This is a genomic window from Streptomyces sp. NPDC042638, from assembly GCF_040647235.1.
Classification (GTDB): Bacteria; Actinomycetota; Actinomycetes; order Streptomycetales; family Streptomycetaceae; genus Streptomyces; species Streptomyces rameus.
Genome location: NZ_JBEZBT010000021.1, coordinates 113298 through 133202 on the forward strand (window position 1 = coordinate 113298; position 19905 = coordinate 133202).

Below are 19905 nucleotides of genomic sequence, written 5' to 3' on the forward strand. Positions count from 1 at the left end.
CCCCGGGTCGGCCGGCGACCAGCCGACGACCAGCCCGGGCGAGCCCCGGCGACCCCGGTTCCGCCCGCTCCCACGCAGTCCCACACAGCCCCAGCAATTGACGCTCCGTCAGAAAAGCTCGTACCGTCGCCGCATGGCCCTCACCGCGTACGACCTCACCGGACGCACCGCCTTCGTCACCGGAGCCGCCGGCGGCATCGGCCGGGCCTCCGCCGTACTGCTCGCCGAGGCGGGAGCCACGGTGCACTGCGCCGACCGGGACGCGGACGGCCTGGACGGCACGGCCGCTCTGATCGAGGACCGCGGCGGCACGGCCCGTGTCCACGTCCTGGACGTCACCGACCGAGCCCGGCTGGCCGAGGCGGTCCGCTCCTGCGAGCGGCTGGACGTGCTGGCGGCGATCGCCGGGATCATGCACAGCAGCCCGGTCCTGGACACCCGGACCGAGGATCTCGACCGTGTGCTGGACGTCAACTTCAAGGGCGTGCTGTACGCCTGCCAGGAGGCGGCCCGGCTGATGCTCGCCCACCGAACCCGCGGCAGCATCGTCACCATGGCCTCCGGGGCGGTCGACACCGGCGGCGCCGGGCTGCTCTGCTACGGCGCGGCCAAGGCGGCCGTGGTGCAGCTGACCAAGACGCTGGCCACCGAGGTGGGCCCGCACGGCATCCGGGTCAACGCGCTCGCGCCGGGCTGGATCCGTACCCCCATGACCGATCGCCACGACCGCGAGGCACAGGCGCACACCGAGGCCGTGATGACCCGGATGACACCGCTGGGCCGGGTCGGCGAACCGGACGACGTCGCTCACGCGGTGCTGTACCTGGCGTCGGACGCGTCGGGGTTCACGACAGGTCAGATACTTCGCCCGAACGGGGGAGTGGCGATGCCGTGGTGACGCCGGCCCGCCAGGCGGCCGCCCAGCGTCCCGGCGGGACGGCCGCGTTCGCGCGCGCGGTGGGCACACAGTGCACGGGCAGCAGGCTCAGCCCCCAGCCGCCGGCCGCGACGGCACCCTCCAGCACGCCCGAGCCCTGCCCGGTGGCGAGCCGCAGCACGGCCCACCACCACACCGCCCCGAGCGCGATCGCGACCCCCCAGCGCACTATTCGCCCCACCATGCCCGCCACCACCTCCAGCCGGACGCTAGACCGTCGCCTGTCCCGCACGGGAGGCGCACCGCGGGCTCACGGATGCAACGCCGGACCACAGGGCACCGGAGACGGCGGGTGTCCCCGACCGCCCACCACGCCTGCTACGCGTTCTCCGCCTGGAACATCCAGTGGTGCTTCTCCAGGTCGGCGGTGATCTGGATGAAGATGTCCTGGGACACCGGGTCCGGCTCCCCGGTCGCTTCCACCCGCCCCCGCATCCGGGAGATCGCGGCGCCGAGCGCGTCCACCATCGCCGAGACCGCGTCCGTGTCCTTGATCCACCCCGCCGGGGTGGGCTTGAGGCCGCTGACGGAGGCCACCGTGGCGGCGCGGCCGTCGGGTGGCACGCCCAGCGCCGAGGCCCGCTCGGCCACCGTGTCCGAGTGGGTGCGGGCGGAGGCGACGACGTCGTCGAGCTGGAGGTGGATGGAGCGGAAGCGGGGGCCGACGACGTTCCAGTGGATCTGTTTGGCGGCCAGCGAGAGGTCCACCAGGTCGACGAGGGCGCCCTGCAGCGCCTCGGACACGGTCTTCAGATCCGCGTCGGCCAACGAACTCTTCACGATGTACATCCGCTTCCTCCGGTGCTTCGGCGCCGTCACGTCCCTCCCACGATGAGGGCAGCACTCGACACCGGCAAACGGGCGGGTACGGGCACAGATGCCGCGGGCAAGACGGAAGCCCCGACCGGGCCCTCCCAGGTCTCCCTGGGAAGCCGGCCGGGGCTTCGGTCGTCTTGGTTCGTCAGGCCGCGTGCGCGAACCTCACGCGGCAACCACGTCCACCGCCTCCGCGGGCGCCTTGATGGTCACCCGTTCCGGTGGCACACCGGTCACCGACACGGAACCCAGCATCGGGCGAACCGACGTGGGCACGGGATCGGTGGCCGCGGCGGACTGGGCCAGCTCGGCGAGCGCCAGCTCGTCGCTCACTTCTCGCATGAGTTCCGACATCCGTACGTCCAGCGCGTCGCAGATGGCGGAGAGCAGCTCGGAGGAAGCCTCCTTCTGCCCCCGCTCCACCTCGGAGAGATAGCCGAGTGAGACTCGGGCGGACGAGGAGACTTCGCGCAGAGTACGGCCCTGGCGTTGGCGCTGCCGACGCAGCACGTCACCCAGCAGGCGACGGAGCAGAATCATCGGTGGCTCCCTCCTCGGACCGCGTAGCCGCATCCTTCACGCCCCACCGTACCGCCTCGCGCCGCGGCCGTGCGGGGAGCGATGTCGTGTTCACTCAGGGCTGCAAACATCAAAACCCCCCGTTCCGTTCCGTATCCTGTGCCCGCTCATTCCCGGACTGTTCGCCCGCAAGCTGCTCCAGAAGCACTGCGAGTACGCTCCGTACACTCTCCATACGAATTTCCGCACGGCTGCCGTTCAACCGCAGACCCTCGACTTTTCCGCCACCGGCAGAACCGGGCCGGACGGTGAGGGGCCCGTCCACGGCCACGAAGACCGTCCCGACCGGCTTGCCGTCCTGTGGTTCGGGGCCGGCGACCCCCGTGGTCGCGATGCCCCAGTCGGCGCCCAGAGCCTTCCGGACTCCGGCCGCCATCTCGCCCGCGACCTGCGGATCCACCGCTCCCCGCTGGGCCAGCAGGGTGGCGTCGACACCCAGCAGCTCGTGCTTGAGCTCGGTGGCGTAAGCGGTGACCGACCCGCGGAACACCCGGGACGCCCCGGGTACCCCGGTGATCTCCGCGGCCACCAGACCACCGGTCAGCGACTCGGCGACGGCGAGGGTCTCGCCCCTCACGGTCAGTAGTCGCACCAGCTCGGTGGCCGCGGAACTCACGCTTCCTTCTCCTCCAACGCGGCAGCGCGCTCGGCGATTCCCCGCCGCCGCAGCACGATGGCCTGTCTCACGTAGTCGAGGCCGGTCACGACCGTGAGGACGACCGCGGCGGCCATCACCCAGAACCTCAGGCTGGCCAGCCATCCGGTCAGTGCCAGGACGTACATCCCGACGGCCACGCCCTGGGTGAGCGTCTTCAGCTTGCCGCCCCGGCTGGCGGGGATCACGCCGTAGCGAATGACCAGAAAACGCAACACGGTGATGCCGAGTTCCCGGCCGAGGATCACGGCCGTCACCCACCACGGCAGATCGCCCAGGGCGGACAGACAGATGAGCGCCGCTCCCATGATCGCCTTGTCGGCGATGGGGTCGGCGATCTTCCCGAAGTCGGTGACCAGGTTGTAGGTGCGCGCCAGATGTCCGTCGAACAGGTCGGTGATCATGGCGACGGCGAAGGCCGCCCAGGCCAGCGAGCGCCAGGCCGGGTCGTAACCGCCGTTCCCCAGCATCAGCGCGACGAAGCCGGGCACCAGGAGCAGCCGGAGCATGGTCAGCAGGTTGGCGACGTTCCAGACGCTGGCCTGGTTGACGGCCGCGGCCGCGATCTTGGCGCCGCGCGGTGTCCTGCCGCCGTCCTCGGGGCCTGAAGCAGAAGCAGAACCGGAGACCTCGGTCCGGGCGCCGTCGGCAGCGGCGGCGGAACCCCGGGCGCCCTGCGCGCCGGAGGAGCCGCCCGCGGCGGATGCCGGGACTCCGGTCATCTGGCCGCCTCCTCACTACACGCGGGCGAGCCGGTCAGCGGCTCGGCCACCAGGTCGACACCCTCCGTACCGACCACCTTCGCCTCGACCATACGTCCGACGCTCAGGCCCGCGCCGCTCGTGAGCAGCATCTGGCCGTCGGTCTCGGGCGCCTGGTGCTCCGCGCGGCCGTAGACGCCCTCCTCCTCGTCCACGGACTCCACCAGGACCCGCACGGTCTCGCCGACGCGCTCCTCGGCACGCTGCGAGACGAGTTCCTCGGCCAGCCGGGAGATGTGGGCCAGGCGCTCGGCGACGACGTCCTCGTGCAGTTTGTTGTCGTACGTCGCCGCCTCGGTGCCTTCCTCGTCGGAGTAGCCGAAGACACCGATGGCGTCCAGCCGGGCGCCGGTCAGGAAGCGCTCCAGTTCGGCCAGGTCGGACTCGGTCTCGCCGGGGAAGCCGACGATGAAGTTGGAGCGGACACCGGCCTCGGGGGCCTTGCTCCGGATGGTGTCGAGCAGTTCCAGGAACCGGTCGGTGTCGCCGAAGCGGCGCATGGAACGCAGCACGTCGGGCGCGGAGTGCTGGAAGGACAGGTCGAAGTACGGGGCGACCTTGGGGGTCGAGGTCAGCACGTCGATGAGCCCGGGGCGCATCTCGGCCGGCTGCAGGTAGCTCACCCGCACCCGCTCGATGCCGTCGACGTCGGCCAGCTCCGGCAGCAGGGACTCCAGCAGGCGGATGTCGCCCAGGTCCTTGCCGTAGGAGGTGTTGTTCTCGGAGACGAGCATGACCTCCTTCACGCCCTGCTCGGCCAGCCAGCGGGTCTCGTTCAGGACGTCGCTGGGGCGGCGGGAGATGAAGGAGCCGCGGAAGGAGGGGATGGCGCAGAAGGAGCAGCGCCGGTCGCAGCCCGAGGCCAGCTTGACCGAGGCGACCGGGGAGCCGCCCAGCCGGCGGCGCAGGGGCGCGCGCGGGCCGGAGGCGGGCGCGAGGCCCTCCGGGAGGTCGGCCGGTGCGTGCCCGGGAAGTGCCACCGCGGCGGCCGACTCCTGCCGCTCGGCCGGGCTGATCGGCAGCAGCTTGCGCCGGTCGCGCGGGGTGTGGGCGGCGTGGATGCCGCCGGACAGGATGGTCTGGAGGCGGTCGGAGATGTCGGCGTAGTCGTCGAAGCCGAGCACGCCGTCGGCTTCGGGCAGCGCTTCGGCCAGCTCCTTGCCGTACCGCTCGGCCATGCAGCCCACCGCCACGACGGCCTGGGTTCTGCCATGGTCCTTGAGGTCGTTGGCCTCGAGGAGGGCGTCGACGGAGTCCTTCTTCGCGGCTTCCACGAAGCCACAGGTGTTGACCACGGCGACGTCGGCGTCCGCGGCGTCCTCGACGAGCTGCCAGCCGTCCGCCTCCAAACGGCCTGCGAGCTCCTCCGAGTCCACCTCGTTACGGGCGCAGCCGAGAGTGACGAGTGCGACGGTACGGCGTTCAGGCATGGGCTCAAGACTACTTTGTCTCACTGACAGCCCACGTCGACGGGGTTGGCCGATCTTGGCCGACTCCGTCACATGCCGGCCGGCCGGGGGCCGTCAGCCGGCGACCGGGTCGCCCTTCGTGTAGGTGAGACGCTCCACCGCGCCGGGCTTGAAGGTGTCCTCGATCTTCTTGCCGTTCACGTACAGCTCGATCGCGCCCGCGTCGCCGAGAATCAGGTTGATCTTGGCGCTGTCCTGGAAGGTCTTGGACTGGCCCTTGTCCAGCAGCCCGTCGAAGAGCATCCGGCCGTTGTGGTCCTTGGCCGAGATCCAGCTGCGTCCGTTGGGCGCGCTGACCCGGACGGTCACCTTGTCCTGGGGTGCGGCGGCGATGGCGCTGTCGGAGGGCTCGCCGGTCGGCCGGGCGGGCTTCTCCTTCTTCGGCGTGGGCTGCGCGGACTTGCCGACGGTGGGCGTGGTGCCCTCGGCGACCTGCGACTTGGAGTCGCCGGAGTCGTCGCCGCCCTTGAACGCGGTGAACCCGACGAATCCGATCACGACGACGATCGCGGCCACCATCGCCGCCGTCCAGTTCGGGCCACGCCGCTCGGGACGGATCCGCTCCGCCTCGAACAGGGGTGCGGCGGGGGTGGGCGCGGGACGGCCGCCGTGGTCGGCGTCGTACTGGGCGATCAGCGGCTCGGGGTCGAGGTGGACGGCCCGGGCCAGCGTGCGCAGGTGGCCACGGGCGTACACGTCGCCGCCGCAGGGGGCGAAGTCGTCCGCCTCGATGGCGTGCACGATGGCGATACGGACACGGGTGGCACTGCTGACGTCGTCCACGGTGAGCCCGGCCGCGATCCGCGCCTGCTGGAGGGCACGGCCGACGGAGGGTCGGGCTTCCTGGGAGTCGTCTCGGAACGGACGCTCGTCTTCAGGGGAGTTGCCGATGGACACGGGGGCGCCTTTCGAGCGAGTAGCCACCTGTGCTGGAAGCTCAGTCTAGGGGGGTGACGAAAGGGTGGGGCAACCGGACGGTATGACTTTCTCCGCCATGTGTATGGCCTGACATGCCGATGGTCGGACAAGCAGGTACCCCAGGGTGGGACCCTTACGTGTCCTTTCGCTCAACTGGACGTACGACAAAGGCGAACGGTTGCCCGTCACTCCCTAACGGGTGTGTCACGGCGACAGGGCCACCCGGCGTAGCCGCTCCGCCGAACGGCCCTGCCCGCTCCTCCTAGGACTCCCCGCGAATCACCGCGAGCACGCCATCCAGCTCATCGGGCTTCACCAGGACGTCACGCGCCTTGGAGCCCTCGCTCGGCCCCACGATGTTGCGCGACTCCATCAGGTCCATGAGCCGTCCGGCCTTGGCGAAACCGACGCGCAGCTTGCGCTGGAGCATGGACGTCGACCCGAACTGGGTGGAGACGACCAGCTCGGCCGCCTGGCACAGCAGGTCGAGGTCGTCGCCGATGTCCTCGTCGATCTCCTTCTTCTGCTTGGTGCCCACGGTGACGTCGTCCCGGAAGACCGGCGCCATCTGGTCCTTGCAGTGCTGGACGACGACCGCGACCTCCTCCTCGGTCACGAACGCGCCCTGCATACGGGTCGGCTTGTTCGCGCCCATCGGCAGGAACAGGCCGTCGCCCTTGCCGATCAGCTTCTCGGCGCCGGGCTGGTCGAGGATGACCCGGGAGTCGGCGAGCGAGGAAGTGGCGAAGGCCAGCCGGGAGGGCACGTTGGCCTTGATCAGACCGGTGACCACGTCGACCGACGGACGCTGGGTGGCGAGCACCAGGTGGATGCCGGCCGCGCGCGCGAGCTGCGTGATGCGCACGATGGAGTCCTCGACGTCGCGCGGGGCGACCATCATGAGGTCGGCCAGCTCGTCCACGATCACCAGCAGGTACGGGTACGGCTGCAGCTCCCGCTCGCTGCCCTCGGGCGGCTTCGCCTTGCCCTCGCGGACCGCGCGGTTGAAGTCGTCGATGTGCCGGTAGCCGTAGGCGGCCAGGTCGTCGTACCTGAGGTCCATCTCGCGGACCACCCACTGCAGCGCCTCGGCGGCCCGCTTGGGGTTGGTGATGATCGGCGTGATCAGGTGCGGGATGCCCTCGTAGGCGGTCAGCTCCACCCGCTTGGGGTCGACCAGGATCATCCGGACGTCCTCGGGGGTCGCCCGCATCATCACCGAGGTGATCAGACAGTTGATGCAGGACGACTTGCCCGAGCCGGTGGCGCCGGCGACCAGCATGTGCGGCATCTTCGCCAGCGAGTGCATGACGTACCCGCCCTCGACGTCCTTGCCGAAGGCGACCAGCATCGGGTCGTCGTCCTCGGCGGACTCCGCGAGACGCAGTACGTCGCCGAGGTTGACCATCTCCCGGTCGGTGTTCGGGATCTCGATGCCCACCGCGGACTTGCCGGGGATGGGGCTGATGATCCGCACGTCGGGGCTGGCGACGGCGTAGGCGATGTTCTTGGTCAGCGCGGTGATCCGCTCGACCTTCACGGCGGGGCCGAGCTCGACCTCGTAGCGGGTGACCGTCGGGCCGCGGGTGAAGCCGGTGACGGCCGCGTCGACCTTGAACTCGGTGAAGACCTGGGTGAGCGAGGCGACGACCGCGTCGTTGGCGGCGCTGCGCGCCTTGCCCGGGCCGCCGCGCGTGAGCAGGTCCAGTGACGGCAGCGCGTAGGTGATGTCGCCGGCCAGCTGGAGCTGCTCCGCGCGCGCGGGCAGGTCGCGGGGCTCCTCGGGGGCCTTCTTCGTCAGGTCCGGCACGGGGCCGGACGACAGCTTCTCCTGCCTGGGGCGGGCCGCCGGGGCGGGGACCGGCGAGCGCTCGGACGGCGGCGACAGCTCGGGCGCCGGCGCGGGCACCGGGGTGGTGTCCTCGCGCTCCCCCGCGCTCACCCCCTGCGTGAGGTCGGCGACGAGCGGGGACGGCGGCATGCCGTGCAGCACGGCGCCGTCGAGCGCGGCCGCGGCCGCCGCCGCGACGTCCACGGCGTCCATCTGGCGCTGCGGATCCGGCTGGGGCACCGCGGAGCGCCTGGGGCGCCCGCGGCGCTGCGAGAGGGCCTCTTCCTCGGCGCTGTCGGGGTCGTACGCCTGAGGGGCGCCGGAGCGCCTGCGCGGGCGCGCGGGCGCCGCCTCGCGCCACTGCTCGTCGTAGTGCCCGTCGTCGACGAACTGCTCCGCCTCGTAGTCGTGCAGCACACCCAGGTGGACGCCGAGCTTGCGCAGCCGCTGCGGGATGGCGTTGACGGGGGTGGCGGTCACCACGAGCAGCCCGAAGATCGTCAGCAGTACCAGCAGGGGCACGGCGAGCATCTCGGTCATGGTGTACGTCAGCGGGGTGGCCGCCGCCCAGCCGATGAGACCGCCGGCGTCCCTTATCCCCTGCATGCCGTCGCTGCGCGCGGGCGCGCCGCAGGCGATGTGGACCTGGCCGAGCACGCCGACGACGAGCGCGGACAGGCCGATCACGATCCGCCCGTTGGCCTCCGGCTTCTCCGGGTGCCGGATGAACCGTACGGCGATCACCGCGAGCAGTATCGGCACCAGCAGGTCGAGCCGGCCGAAGGCGCCGGTGACCAGGATCTCCACCAGGTCGCCTACGGGCCCCTTGAGATCCGCCCAGGTGCCCGCGGCGGCGATCAGGGCGATGCCGAACAGCAGCAGCGCGACGCCGTCCTTGCGGTGGGCCGGGTCCAGGTTCTTCGCCCCCTGCCCTATCCCGCGGAAGACGGCGCCGACGGCGTGCGCGAGGCCGAGCCACAGGGCACGCACGAGCCGGTACACGCCCCCGCTGGGGCTGGGTACCGGCCTGGGGGGCGCGGCCTTCCTCGCCACGGCCTTCCTGGCGGGCGCCTTCCGGGGCGCGGCCTTCCTCGCGGCGGCCTTCTTCGCCGGAGCCTTCGCGGGAGCTGCCGCCTTCTTCGAGGGCGGCTTCTTGGCTGCGGAGGGACGTGAGGCCATGGGTGTGAGGTTACCGGGGGAGACGACGGCGGACACGCGTGGCCACAGCTTCACCCGTTCGTGTCGTGCTTGGCGCGGACCGGAACTGACGCACACTCATCCGCAACTGCGGTCCGGGCCTACGTCAGTTCTGCGACGCCACGGACGCAGCGCCGCCGCCCGCGCCCGGCTCCAGGGCGTCGAGCGCACGGCGCAAACCGGTGAGTTTGCGCTCCAGGTGGGCGGCCGTGGCCACGGCCGCCGCGTCCGCGGAGTCGTCGTCCAGTTGCTTGGACAGCGCCTCCGCCTGCTCCTCGACGGCCGCGAGCCGCGCGGACAGCTCCGCGAGCAGCCCGGCCGACTCCTTGCCGGCGACCGCGCCCTTGCCGCCGCCCTCCAGCTGCAGCCGCAACAGCGCCGCCTACTCACGCAGCTGGCAGTTCTTCATGTACAGCTCGACGAAGACCGAGACCTTCGCGCGCAGCACCCACGGGTCGAACGGCTTGGAGATGTAGTCCACCGCGCCCGCCGCATAACCCCGGAAGGTGTGGTGCGGCCCGTGGTTGATCGCCGTGAGGAAGATGATCGGGATGTCCCGGGTCCGCTCGCGCCGCTTGATGTGGGCGGCGGTCTCGAACCCGTCCATGCCCGGCATCTGGACGTCCAGCAGAATGACCGCGAAATCGTCCGTGAGCAGTGCTTTGAGCGCTTCCTCCCCGCTCGATGCCCGCACCAGCGTCTGATCGAGCGCGGAGAGGATGGCCTCCAGCGCCAGCAGATTCTCCGGCCGGTCATCGACCAGGAGGATCTTGGCCTTCTGCACCATGGCCCGCCCTCCTCGCCCCGGCGGTACACCGGGTGCCGCCCCAGGGGACGACTCCCTTTCGCCGCCCGTCCTTGTGCCGGTCATCGTAGCCGCACCCCGCCCGTCGCCACACCCTGTCACCGCGATGTCACTGTGCACGTAAGGGAAACGCGGCAGGACCCCGGATGGTTCCCGGAATCCGCCGTTCCTCATGTTCCCGCCCTCATCATGCAGCAACTCCCGACGCACGCCGAAGGTTCCCCCGGCGTTCACATCCGGCCAGGCCAGGCCAGGCGCCGCACCCGCCTCGGTCACTCGGCGGTCATCCACTGCCCCATCACCGACAGCAGATGATCGGGATCAACCGGCTTGGTGACATAGTCGGAGGCCCCCGATTCGATCGCCTTCTCCCGGTCGCCCTTCATCGCCTTCGCGGTCAGCGCGATGATCGGCAGCCCGGCGAACTGGGGCATACGACGGATCGCCGTGGTGGTCGCATACCCGTCCATCTCCGGCATCATGATGTCCATCAGGACGACCGCCACATCGTCGTGCTGCTCCAGCACCTCGATGCCCTCGCGGCCGTTCTCGGCGTACAGCACCGACAGACCGTGCTGCTCCAGGACGCTGGTGAGCGCGAACACGTTGCGGATGTCGTCGTCGACGATCAGCACCTTCTCGCCGCCGAACCGCACCGCGCGGCCCGGCTGCGGCGCGCGCTCCTGCTCGGCCGCGGCCGTCCACTGGTCGAGCCGCTGCGTCTCCTCGGGCCGGCCGCGCCGCCGACGCCGGAAGAGAGCGGCGGGGCCGTTCTGCGTCTCCTGGTACGACTTCACCTCGGCCGGCGTCTCGATCTCCACCGCGGACAGCTCCGAGGACACACGCGACTCGGAGGCGACCAGGTCCCCGGCCTCCAGGGCGGGCACGGACTGCTGGTAGCCCTGCGGCGGCAGTTCGCTCGGGTGCAGCGGCAGGTAGAGCGTGAACGTCGAGCCACGGCCCGGTTCGCTCTGCGCGTGGATCTCACCGCCGAGCAACTGCGCGATCTCCCGCGAGATCGACAGCCCGAGGCCCGTACCGCCGTACTTCCGGCTGGTGGTGCCGTCCGCCTGCTTGAACGCCTCGAAGATCACCCGCATCTTGCTGGCCGCGATACCGATGCCGGTGTCGGTCACCGAGAAGGCGATCAGCTCGCCGTCCGGGTCGGCCAGCGAACCGGCCTCCAGCAACTGCTCCCGGATCGACTGCGGCACACCCGCACCGGCGGGCCGGATCACCAGCTCCACCGAACCGGAGTCGGTGAACTTCACCGCGTTGGACAGCAGGTTGCGCAGCACCTGCAGCAGCCGCTGCTCGTCGGTGTGCAGGGTGGCCGGCAGCTCCGGGGACACCCGCACGGACAGATCCAGGCCCTTCTCCGCGGTCAGCGGCCGGAAGGTGGCCTCCACGTAGTCCACGAGCTGGACGAGCGCGATACGGGTCGGCGAGACGTCCATCTTGCCCGCCTCGACCTTCGACAGGTCGAGGATGTCGTTGATCAGCTGGAGCAGGTCGGAGCCGGCCCCGTGAATGGTCTCGGCGAACTCCACCTGCTTCGGCGACAGGTTGCCCTCGGCGTTGTCGGCGAGCAGCTTCGCCAGGATCAGCAGCGAGTTGAGCGGTGTGCGCAACTCGTGCGACATGTTCGCGAGGAACTCGCTCTTGTAGCGCATCGACACCGCGAGCTGCTCGGCGCGCTCCTCCAGGACCTGCCGGGCCTCCTCGATCTCGGTGTTCTTCACCTCGATGTCCCGGTTCTGCCGGGCCAGCAGCTCGGCCTTCTCCTCCAGCTCGGCGTTGGACGCCTGCAGCGCCTTCTGCCGGTTCTCCAGCTCGGCCGACCGCTCCCGCAGCTGCTCGGTCAGCTCCTGCGACTGCTTGAGCAACTGCTCGGTCTTGGTGTTGACCGAGATGGTGTTGACACTCGTCGCGATCATCTCGGCGATCTGGTTGAGGAAGTCCCGCTGGATCTGCGTGAACGGCGTGAAGGACGCCAGCTCGATCACGCCGAGCACCTTGCCCTCGAACAGCACCGGCAGCACGATCACCTGGGCGGGCGGCGCCTCCCCGAGCCCGGAGGAGATCTTCAGGTAGCCACTGGGCGCGTTGTCCACCAGGACCGTGCGCTTCTCCTCGGCGGCCGCGCCGATCAGCGCCTCCCCGGGCCGGAACGACGTCGGCATGGAGCCCATCGAGTATCCGTACGAGCCCAGCATCCGCAGCTCGTAGTCGTCCTCGCCGTCGGCGACGCCCCTGCCCTCCACCAGCGGCATCGCCAGGAAGAACGCGCCGTGCTGGGCGGACACCACCGGGGTCAGCTCGCTCATGATCAGCGAAGCCACGTCCTCCAGGTCCCGGCGGCCCTGCATGAGGGCGGAGATACGGGCCAGATTGCCCTTGAGCCAGTCCTGCTCCTTGTTGGCGATCGTGGTGTCGCGCAGGTTGGCGATCATCTTGTTGATGTAGTCCTGGAGTTCCTGGATCTCCCCGGACGCGTCCACGTCGATCTTCAGGTTCAGATCGCCACGCGTCACCGCGGTCGCCACGCGCGCGATGGCACGCACCTGCCGGGTCAGGTTCCCGGCCATCTCGTTCACGGACTCCGTGAGGTCGCGCCAGGTGCCGTCGACGTCCCGCACGCGTGCCTGACCGCCCAGCTGCCCTTCCGTGCCCACCTCGCGGGCCACCCGCGTGACCTCCTCGGCGAAACTGGACAGCTGGTCGACCATCGTGTTGATCGTCGTCTTCAGCTCGAGGATCTCACCGCGGGCGTCGATGTCGATCTTCTTCGTCAGGTCACCCTTGGCGATGGCCGTGGTGACCATGGCGATGTTGCGCACCTGACCGGTCAGGTTCGACGCCATCTGGTTCACCGACTCGGTGAGGTCCTTCCACGTGCCGGCCACACCAGGCACGTGCGCCTGGCCACCGAGGATGCCGTCCGTGCCCACCTCGCGGGCCACCTTGGTGACCTGGTCGGCGAACGAACTCAGCGTCTTCACCATCGTGTTGATCGTGTCGGCGAGCTGCGCCACCTCACCGCGCGCCTCGATCGTCACCTGCCGCGTCAGGTCGCCGTTGGCGACGGCCGCGGACACCTGCGAGATGTTCCGCACCTGCATGGTCAGGTTGTTGGCCATCAGGTTGACGTTGTTGCTGAGGTCCTTCCAGATGCCGGTGACGCCCGGCACGTGCGCCTGGCCGCCCAGGATGCCCTCCGTGCCCACCTCGCGGGCCACCCGGGTCACCTGCTCGGCGAAGCTCGAGAGCTGATCAACCATCGTGTTGACCGTCGTGACGAGCTCAAGGATCTCGCCCTTCGCGTCAACAGTGATCTTCTTCGACAGGTCGCCCTTGGCGACCGCCGTCGTCACCTCGGCGATGTTACGCACCTGGATGGTCAGGTTGTTCGCCATGAAGTTCACGGACTGCGTGAGGTCCTTCCAGGTGCCGGAGACACCCTGCACCTCGGCCTGCCCGCCGAGGATGCCCTCCGTACCCACCTCCCGGGCCACCCGCGTGACCTGGTCGGCGAACGACGACAGCTGGTCCACCATCGTGTTCAGCGTGTTCTTCAGCTCCAGGATCTCCCCGCGCGCGTCCACGGTGATCTTCTGGGAGAGGTCACCGCGCGCCACGGCGGTGGCGACCTGCGCGATGTTGCGCACCTGGGCCGTGAGGTTGCCGGCCATGCCGTTCACGGAGTCGGTCAGGTCCCGCCACACACCGGCGACACCGGGCACCTGCGCCTGCCCGCCGAGGCGCCCCTCGGTACCCACATCGCGCGCGACCCGGGTCACCTGGTCGGCGAAGGCGGACAGCTGATCAACCATCGTGTTGATCGTGTTCTTCAGCTCAAGAATCTCACCGCGCGCGTCAACGTCGATCTTCTGCGACAGGTCACCCCGCGCCACCGCCGTCGTCACCTGCGCGATCTGCCGCACCTGCGAGGTCAGGTTGCCGGCCATGAAGTTGACGGAGTCCGTCAACTCCTTCCACGTACCGGAGACGCCGTCCACCCGCGCCTGACCGCCCAGCCGGCCCTCCGTGCCCACGTCCCGGGCCATCCGCGTGACCTGGTCGGCGAACGAGGACAGCTGGTCCACCATCGTGTTCACGGTGTTCTTCAGCTGGAGCATCTCACCGGACACGTCCACGGTGACCTTCTGCGACAGATCACCGTTCGCCACCGCCGTCGTCACCTGGGCGATGTTGCGCACCTGCCCGGTGAGGTTGCGGAACGCGGTGTTGACGGAGTCCGTCAGGTCCTTCCACGTACCGGCCGCGCCCGGCACCTGCGCCTGCCCGCCCAGCTCACCCTCGACACCGATCTCCCGCGCGACCCGCGTCACCTCGGCACCGAACGACGACAGCTGGTCCACCATGCCGTTGACGGTGTTCTTCAGCTCCAGCATCTCGCCGGCCACGTCCACGGTGACCTTCTGCGACAGATCACCGCTGGCCACCGCGGTCGTCACGGCGGCGATGTCCCGCACCTGCGTCGTCAGGTTCCGGAACACCGTGTTGACGGAGTCCGTCAGGTCCTTCCACGTACCGGCCGCGCCCGGCACGTTCGCCTGCCCGCCGAGCCGCCCCTCCCCGCCGACCTCGTTCGCCACGCGCGTGACCTCGTCCGCGAAGATCCGCAGCGTCTCGGTCATCTGGTTGATCGTCTCGGCGAGCTGCGCCACCTCGCCGCGCGCCGGAACAGTCACCTTCTGCGACAGATCACCGTTGGCGACAGCCGTCGTGACCTGCGAGATGCCACGCACCTGGGCGGTCAGGTTGCCCGCCATCGTGTTGACGGAGTCGGTCAGCTCCTTCCACACACCGGCCACCCCCGGCACCTGCGCCTGGCCGCCCAGGATGCCCTCGGTGCCCACCTCCCTGGCCACCCGCGTGACCTCGGAGGAGAAGGACGACAGCTGGTCCACCATCGTGTTGACGGTGTTCTTCAGCTCCAGCATCTCGCCGGCGACATGGACGGTCACCTTGCGCGACAGATCACCCTTGGCGACCGCGGTGGTCACCAGCGCGATGTCCCGCACCTGCGCGGTCAGCCGGTACGCCATCGTGTTGACGGACTCCGTCAGGTCCTTCCACGAACCCGACATACCGCGCACCCGGGCCTGGCCGCCCAGCTTGCCCTCGGTGCCGACCTCGCTGGCCACGCGCGTGACCTCGTCCGTGAACGTCGACAGCTGATCGACCAGGTTGTTGACCGTACGGCCGACCTTCAGGAACTCACCGCGCAGCGGATGCCCCGTACCGCCGTCCGGCGCCTGCGTCCGCAGCTCCATGCGCGGCGACAGATCACCCTCGGCGACCGCCGTGAGCACCCGGCTGACCTCCGAGACGGGCCAGACGAGATCGTCCACCAGCGCGTTGGAGTTCTCGATGGCCGTCGCCCAGGAGCCCTCACAGGCGCCCGCCTCCAGCCGCTCCGTGAGTTTTCCCTCACGCCCCACCATGCGCCGCACGCGCGACAGCTCACCGGTCAGATGCAGATTCCGGTCGGCCACCTCGTTGAAGACGGCCGCGATCTCCGCCATCACGTCGTCCCCGGACACCGTCAGCCGCTTGCGGAAGTTGCCCTCGCGCATGGCCACGAGGGCCGCCAGCAGCCGGTTCAGGGCAGCCGTGTCCACGGCGGTGGTACCGCCGCTCCTGCCCAGCGAAGGTCCGCCTTTCGCGCGCGTCTTCGTGCCTCGCGTCGCCGCGCCAGACTCCACTGTGTCCCTCCCGGAGGGGTAGACCGCTACTGCTGTGCTCGGCCGCTCAGGCCCCGGCGTGCCGGTCACCGGCATACCGGTGACCGCCACGTACCGGTTACTTCCGCGTATTTCTGCCAGACGAGGTCCGGCCGCACCAGAGGCTGCTGCCCGCCGCACACGGCACACACGCAACCCGGTCCAACCTTCACCAGAAGCTTGCCCAGTGTTTCACCCCGGCCGAACCAGGCCATAACAGTTCGGCAGCTTCGCACATCGTCCGCACACCCTGGGGACGTAAACACCTGCGACCGGCACCCGCTCGGACGGCGAAGGTAAGTAACCTTGCATGCGGCTGTCCAGCCGCACCGGTCCGACCGGCCTGGGCGGTGGCACCACTAGGAGCGGGCATCGGAGGGGCGGCCGGACACCATGACCACCGGACTGATCCCCGGGGGACAGCCCCCGGAGCCACAGCCGACGGGCGAGCTGATGCCGCAGCAGCGGCGCGAGCCGGCCGGCGAGACAGCCCTGCATGCCGACAACCGGCCGAGGAGTTCTGTGATCACCGCGCGCGCGGCTGCCAGTTTCGAGCCCGTCGGACGATCGGTCGCGACCGCCCGGTCCTTCGTCCGGGACACCCTCCAGGGCTGGGGGTTCGCCGACATCGTCGACGACGCGGTCGTTCTCACCAGCGAACTGGTGACCAACGCCGTCGTCCACGCGGGCACCCACGCCGAGGTGCTGTGCCTGCGCACCGAGGAGGGCGTGCGCATCGAGGTCGCCGACCGCTACCCCGAGCGCGAGGTCCCCCTCCAGAGCTCCGCCGTCTCCATGGGCAGCCCCGACCGCGAGGGCGGCCGCGGCCTCCAGCTCTGCGCGGCCCTGGCCACCCGCTGGGGCGTGGACTACACCCCCACCCACAAGAACGTCTGGTTCCAGCTCAACCTGCCCGAACGCCCGGTCGGCACCCGCGCCGCCGGCCCGGCCCTGCCCCCCGACCTGCTCCCGCTGGCCGACGGCCGGGTCCGCGTCGCCGTCCTCCAGGTCGACCGCAAGGGCAACATCAGCGCCTGGAACGAGGACGCGGAGGAACTGTTCGGCTACCCGGCGCCCGACGTCATCGGCAAGCCCCTCACCGAACTGGCGGCCTGGCCGCACACCCCGGGCACCGGCACCGGCATCGCCGAGGCCTTCCAGCTCTCCCGCTGGGAGGGCACCTACGGCATCCGCGGCGCCGACGGCCGCGTGGCCCGGGTCTACGCCTCCCACCTCCGGGTCCGCGACACCGGCGGCGAACCCTCCACCGTCTGCCTCCTGGTCCGCGACCACGAACGCGCCGTCCTGCAGTCCCCGCCCCGGGTCCCGGCCACCGACCAGAACCAGTCCGCCGACGGGCAGAGCACCGACCCCTTCGAGGTGTTCATCGGCTCCCCCGCCCCGGACGACCTCGACGGCCTGCTCCAGCGCACCGTGGAACGCGCCCGCGACATGCTCGACGGCGACTCCGCCTTCCTGCTGCTCGCCACCGACGACGAGACCGAACTGGAGGTCCGCGCCTCCACCGGCCTGCCCTCGGCCCGCCAGCGCTTCGCGCGCGTGCCCGTGGAGGCCGGCCCCGGCCGCTACGGCTCCGCCCGCATGCCCGCCGTCCACGACGACCTCGCCGCCGTCCCCGGGGCCGTACCGCTGCTCGCCGGCACCGGCATGCGCTCGGTGGTCACCGTCCCGCTGAAGGTCGAGGGCCGCCTCACCGGCTCCCTGGGCGTCGCGGCCGAGGCACCCGGCCGGTACACCAACGAAGAGGCGCTGCGCCTGCAGTTCGCCGCCGACCGCATCGCCCTGGCCGTCGAGTCGGCCCGCCTCGGCGAGCTGGAACGGCTGCGCCGCGGCTCCCTGAGCTTCCTGGTGGAGGCCTCCGACCTGCTGGCCGGCACCCTGGACCGCGACCAGACCCTGGCCCTGATGGCTCAGATGACCGTCCCGACGCTGGCCACCTGGTGCGCGGTGTACACGATCGCCGACCAGGCCTCCGAGCCCTATCTGTCCTACGTCCTGCACGAGGACGAGGAACTCATCGACGGCATCAAGTCGTTGTTGTCCAAGATCTCGCCGCCGGATCCGGTACCGACCCCCGGCGCCCGCGTGTGGACCGCTCCCGCCGAGGTCGCCCACCAGGCCGCCCTGCGCACCTCCATGCGCAGCCTCGGCCTGACCGGCGGCCCCACGCGCCAGGTCGCCTCGGGCATCGGTCCGACCCTGGCGACGGCCGGCGCGGTCGGCGGCGAGACGGTCGTGCTGCCGCTCGTCGCCCGCAACCGTGTCATCGGGATGCTGACCCTCGGCAAGCCCACCGACGAGCACTTCCGCCAGGAGATCCTGGAGCTCGCCGAGGACCTGAGCCGCCGCGCGGCCCTCGCCCTGGACAACGCCCGCCTGTACTCGGAGCGCACGGCCATCAGCCAGGCCCTCCAGCGCAGCCTGCTGCCGCCCGGCACACCGCACATCGAGGGCGTGGAAGTCGAGGTCATCTACCGCGCGGCCGGCGAGGGCAACGAGGTCGGCGGAGACTTCTACGACGTCTTCCCCATCGGCGACGACGCGTACGGCTTCGCCATCGGCGACGTCTGCGGTACGGGCCCCAACGCGGCGGCGGTCACCGGCCTCGCCCGGCACGCCCTGCGCCTGCTGGCCCGCGAGGGCCTCAGCGGGCCGGCCGTCCTGGAGCGCCTGAACTCCGCGATCCTCGACGAGGGCGACCGCAGCCGTTTCCTGACCCTCCTCTACGGCGAACTGCGCCCCCAGGAGGACGGCAGCGCGGAGCTGAAGGTCGTCTGCGCCGGCCACCCGCTCCCGCTGCGTCTGCGCCAGGACGGCACGGTGATCGCGGCGGCCGAACCGCAGCCGCTGCTGGGCGTCATCGAGGACCTGGAGCTGTATGAGGAGACGGTCACCCTCGACCCGGGTGATGTGCTGCTCTGCGTCACCGACGGCGTGACCGAACGCCGGGAGGGCACGCGGATGCTGGGCGACGACGGCCTCGCCGACGTCCTCACGACCTGCACAGGTCTGACGGCGGGCGCGGTCGCGGCACGCATCATGCGCGCGGTGGAGCGCTTCGCTTCCGACGCCCCTTCCGACGACATGGCGATTCTGGCGATGCGGGTTCCGGGAATCCACATGGAGGTGTGAGGAAGCACGAAAAAGGCCCCACCCGGAAGGGTGGGGCCTTTTCTGCTGGAGCCCCCAAACGGAATCGAACCGTTGACCTTCTCCTTACCATGGAGACGCTCTGCCGACTGAGCTATAGGGGCCTGTCTTTTCGAGGTTTCCTCGCGGCGACGAAGAAACTGTACCCCGAGCGGGCCCTGGTTCCCAAATTCGTTCGGCGCTCGGTCAGAAGGCGGGCTGGAGCAGGCCGCCGAGCGCGTTGCAGGCGGACACGACGCGCTGCATCTCCCGTTTCGTGAGCGCGACGTCCACGGGCAGCGCGAGCGTCTCGTCGGCCGCCAGCTCGGTCTGCGGCAACGACACGCACCGGCGGAACTCGGGAAGCCGGTGCACGGGGGTCTTCACCGGCACCCGGCAGTCAACGCCTTTGGCCCGCAGGGCACGAGCGAAGGCGTCCCGGTCCGGTCGGCCGTTCCCCGGCACGCGCACGACGTACTGCTGGTAGGTGTGCCCGTCGCCGCCGTCCGGTGTGCGTACGCCCCTGAGCTTGGCGTCGAGATACGCGGCTCGTTCCCTGCGCTGGGCTATCTCGTCGTACGGCGCCTCGGACTCGCCCTGCTCCAGGACCAGCAGTCCGTGCCGCCGCCCGAGCGCGTGCAAGCGCGCGATGTCGGCCCGCCGTCCGAAGCGGTGCACGACAACGACCGCGGCGGTACGGGAGGTTATGGCCGACTCGACCATGTCCGGGGCCAGGCAGTAGGTCACCGGGTCTATGTCGGCGAAGACCGGCAGGGCGCCGGCCAGAGTCACGGCCTCGGCGACTTCGACGTTCCCGAAGGCCGGTACGACGACCTCGTCACCGACTCCGACGCCGGCGGACCTGAGCATTGCCGCAGTTCCCATGTCTGGATGCTGTGCGCGCAACGTGAACGACACGTTACGCGCAACAAAAAAAGGTCGGACCCCGAACCGAAGTTCAGGATCCGACCTTTATCAAAGTTTGTTCGGCGGCGTCCTACTCTCCCACAGGGTCCCCCCTGCAGTACCATCGGCGC

The 19905-nt window shown here is 70.3% G+C and carries 12 protein-coding genes, 1 tRNA gene and 1 pseudogene; 2 read left to right on the plus strand and 12 right to left on the minus strand.

Annotation, left to right across the window (positions count from 1 at the left end; genetic code table 11):
• The first annotated feature begins 133 nt into the window (after nucleotides 1-133).
• A complete protein-coding gene (locus AB0B40_RS19200) occupies nucleotides 134-898 on the plus strand; it encodes an SDR family NAD(P)-dependent oxidoreductase (protein ID WP_345057023.1) in 765 nt (254 codons plus the stop codon).
• On the opposite strand, the gene AB0B40_RS19205 is transcribed toward AB0B40_RS19200, so the two are convergent.
• From AB0B40_RS19205 to AB0B40_RS19250, 10 genes and pseudogenes are all read right to left on the minus strand, one after another.
• Nucleotides 846-1121 carry a hypothetical protein gene (locus AB0B40_RS19205; protein ID WP_345057025.1) on the minus strand — a complete coding sequence of 92 codons (276 nt, stop codon included), beginning with the start codon at nucleotides 1119-1121 and terminating at the stop codon, nucleotides 846-848. The two genes, AB0B40_RS19200 and AB0B40_RS19205, sit on opposite strands and share 53 nt — an antisense overlap.
• A 134-nt stretch (nucleotides 1122-1255) precedes the next feature.
• Nucleotides 1256-1726, minus strand: coding sequence for a DNA starvation/stationary phase protection protein (locus AB0B40_RS19210; protein WP_345057027.1), 471 nt, complete (start codon nucleotides 1724-1726; stop codon nucleotides 1256-1258).
• A 192-nt stretch (nucleotides 1727-1918) separates the two neighbouring features.
• Nucleotides 1919-2293 carry a helix-turn-helix transcriptional regulator gene (locus AB0B40_RS19215; protein ID WP_037745230.1) on the minus strand — a complete coding sequence of 125 codons (375 nt, stop codon included), beginning with the start codon at nucleotides 2291-2293 and terminating at the stop codon, nucleotides 1919-1921.
• 109 nt (nucleotides 2294-2402) lie between these two features.
• The gene (locus tag AB0B40_RS19220; RefSeq protein ID WP_345057032.1) at nucleotides 2403-2948 is read right to left on the minus strand and encodes a CinA family protein; all 546 of its coding nucleotides are present in this window, start codon (nucleotides 2946-2948) and stop codon (nucleotides 2403-2405) included.
• On the minus strand, nucleotides 2945-3709 hold the full coding sequence (gene pgsA, locus AB0B40_RS19225) for a CDP-diacylglycerol--glycerol-3-phosphate 3-phosphatidyltransferase (RefSeq protein WP_345057034.1): 765 nt from the start codon (nucleotides 3707-3709) through the stop codon (nucleotides 2945-2947). Before pgsA ends, AB0B40_RS19220 begins: the two co-directional genes overlap by 4 nt.
• Nucleotides 3706-5178, minus strand: a complete 1473-nt coding sequence (rimO, locus tag AB0B40_RS19230) for a 30S ribosomal protein S12 methylthiotransferase RimO (RefSeq protein ID WP_345057036.1) — start codon at nucleotides 5176-5178, stop codon at nucleotides 3706-3708. Before rimO ends, pgsA begins: the two co-directional genes overlap by 4 nt.
• A 93-nt stretch (nucleotides 5179-5271) precedes the next feature.
• Nucleotides 5272-6114: a RodZ domain-containing protein gene (locus AB0B40_RS19235; protein ID WP_345057038.1), complete on the minus strand. Its 843-nt coding sequence runs from the start codon at nucleotides 6112-6114 to the stop codon at nucleotides 5272-5274.
• A 283-nt stretch (nucleotides 6115-6397) separates the two neighbouring features.
• Nucleotides 6398-9145, minus strand: coding sequence for a DNA translocase FtsK (locus AB0B40_RS19240; protein ID WP_345057040.1), 2748 nt, complete (start codon nucleotides 9143-9145; stop codon nucleotides 6398-6400).
• Between the two features lie 124 nt (nucleotides 9146-9269).
• Nucleotides 9270-9950, minus strand: a pseudogene (locus AB0B40_RS19245) (response regulator).
• A gap of 290 nt (nucleotides 9951-10240) precedes the next feature.
• The gene (locus AB0B40_RS19250; RefSeq protein ID WP_345057044.1) at nucleotides 10241-15700 is read right to left on the minus strand and encodes a HAMP domain-containing protein; all 5460 of its coding nucleotides are present in this window, start codon (nucleotides 15698-15700) and stop codon (nucleotides 10241-10243) included.
• Between the two features lie 411 nt (nucleotides 15701-16111).
• Between AB0B40_RS19250 and AB0B40_RS19255 the strand changes: the two genes are divergently transcribed.
• Complete coding sequence (locus AB0B40_RS19255) at nucleotides 16112-18871, plus strand: SpoIIE family protein phosphatase (protein ID WP_362264630.1); 2760 nt, start codon at nucleotides 16112-16114, stop codon at nucleotides 18869-18871.
• 46 nt (nucleotides 18872-18917) lie between these two features.
• Here the strand turns inward: AB0B40_RS19255 and AB0B40_RS19260 are convergent.
• A tRNA-Thr gene (locus AB0B40_RS19260) sits at nucleotides 18918-18993 on the minus strand.
• 82 nt (nucleotides 18994-19075) lie between these two features.
• A complete protein-coding gene (locus AB0B40_RS19265; RefSeq protein WP_345057053.1) occupies nucleotides 19076-19738 on the minus strand; it encodes a DegT/DnrJ/EryC1/StrS family aminotransferase in 663 nt (220 codons plus the stop codon).
• Nucleotides 19739-19905: the final 167 nt, after the last annotated feature.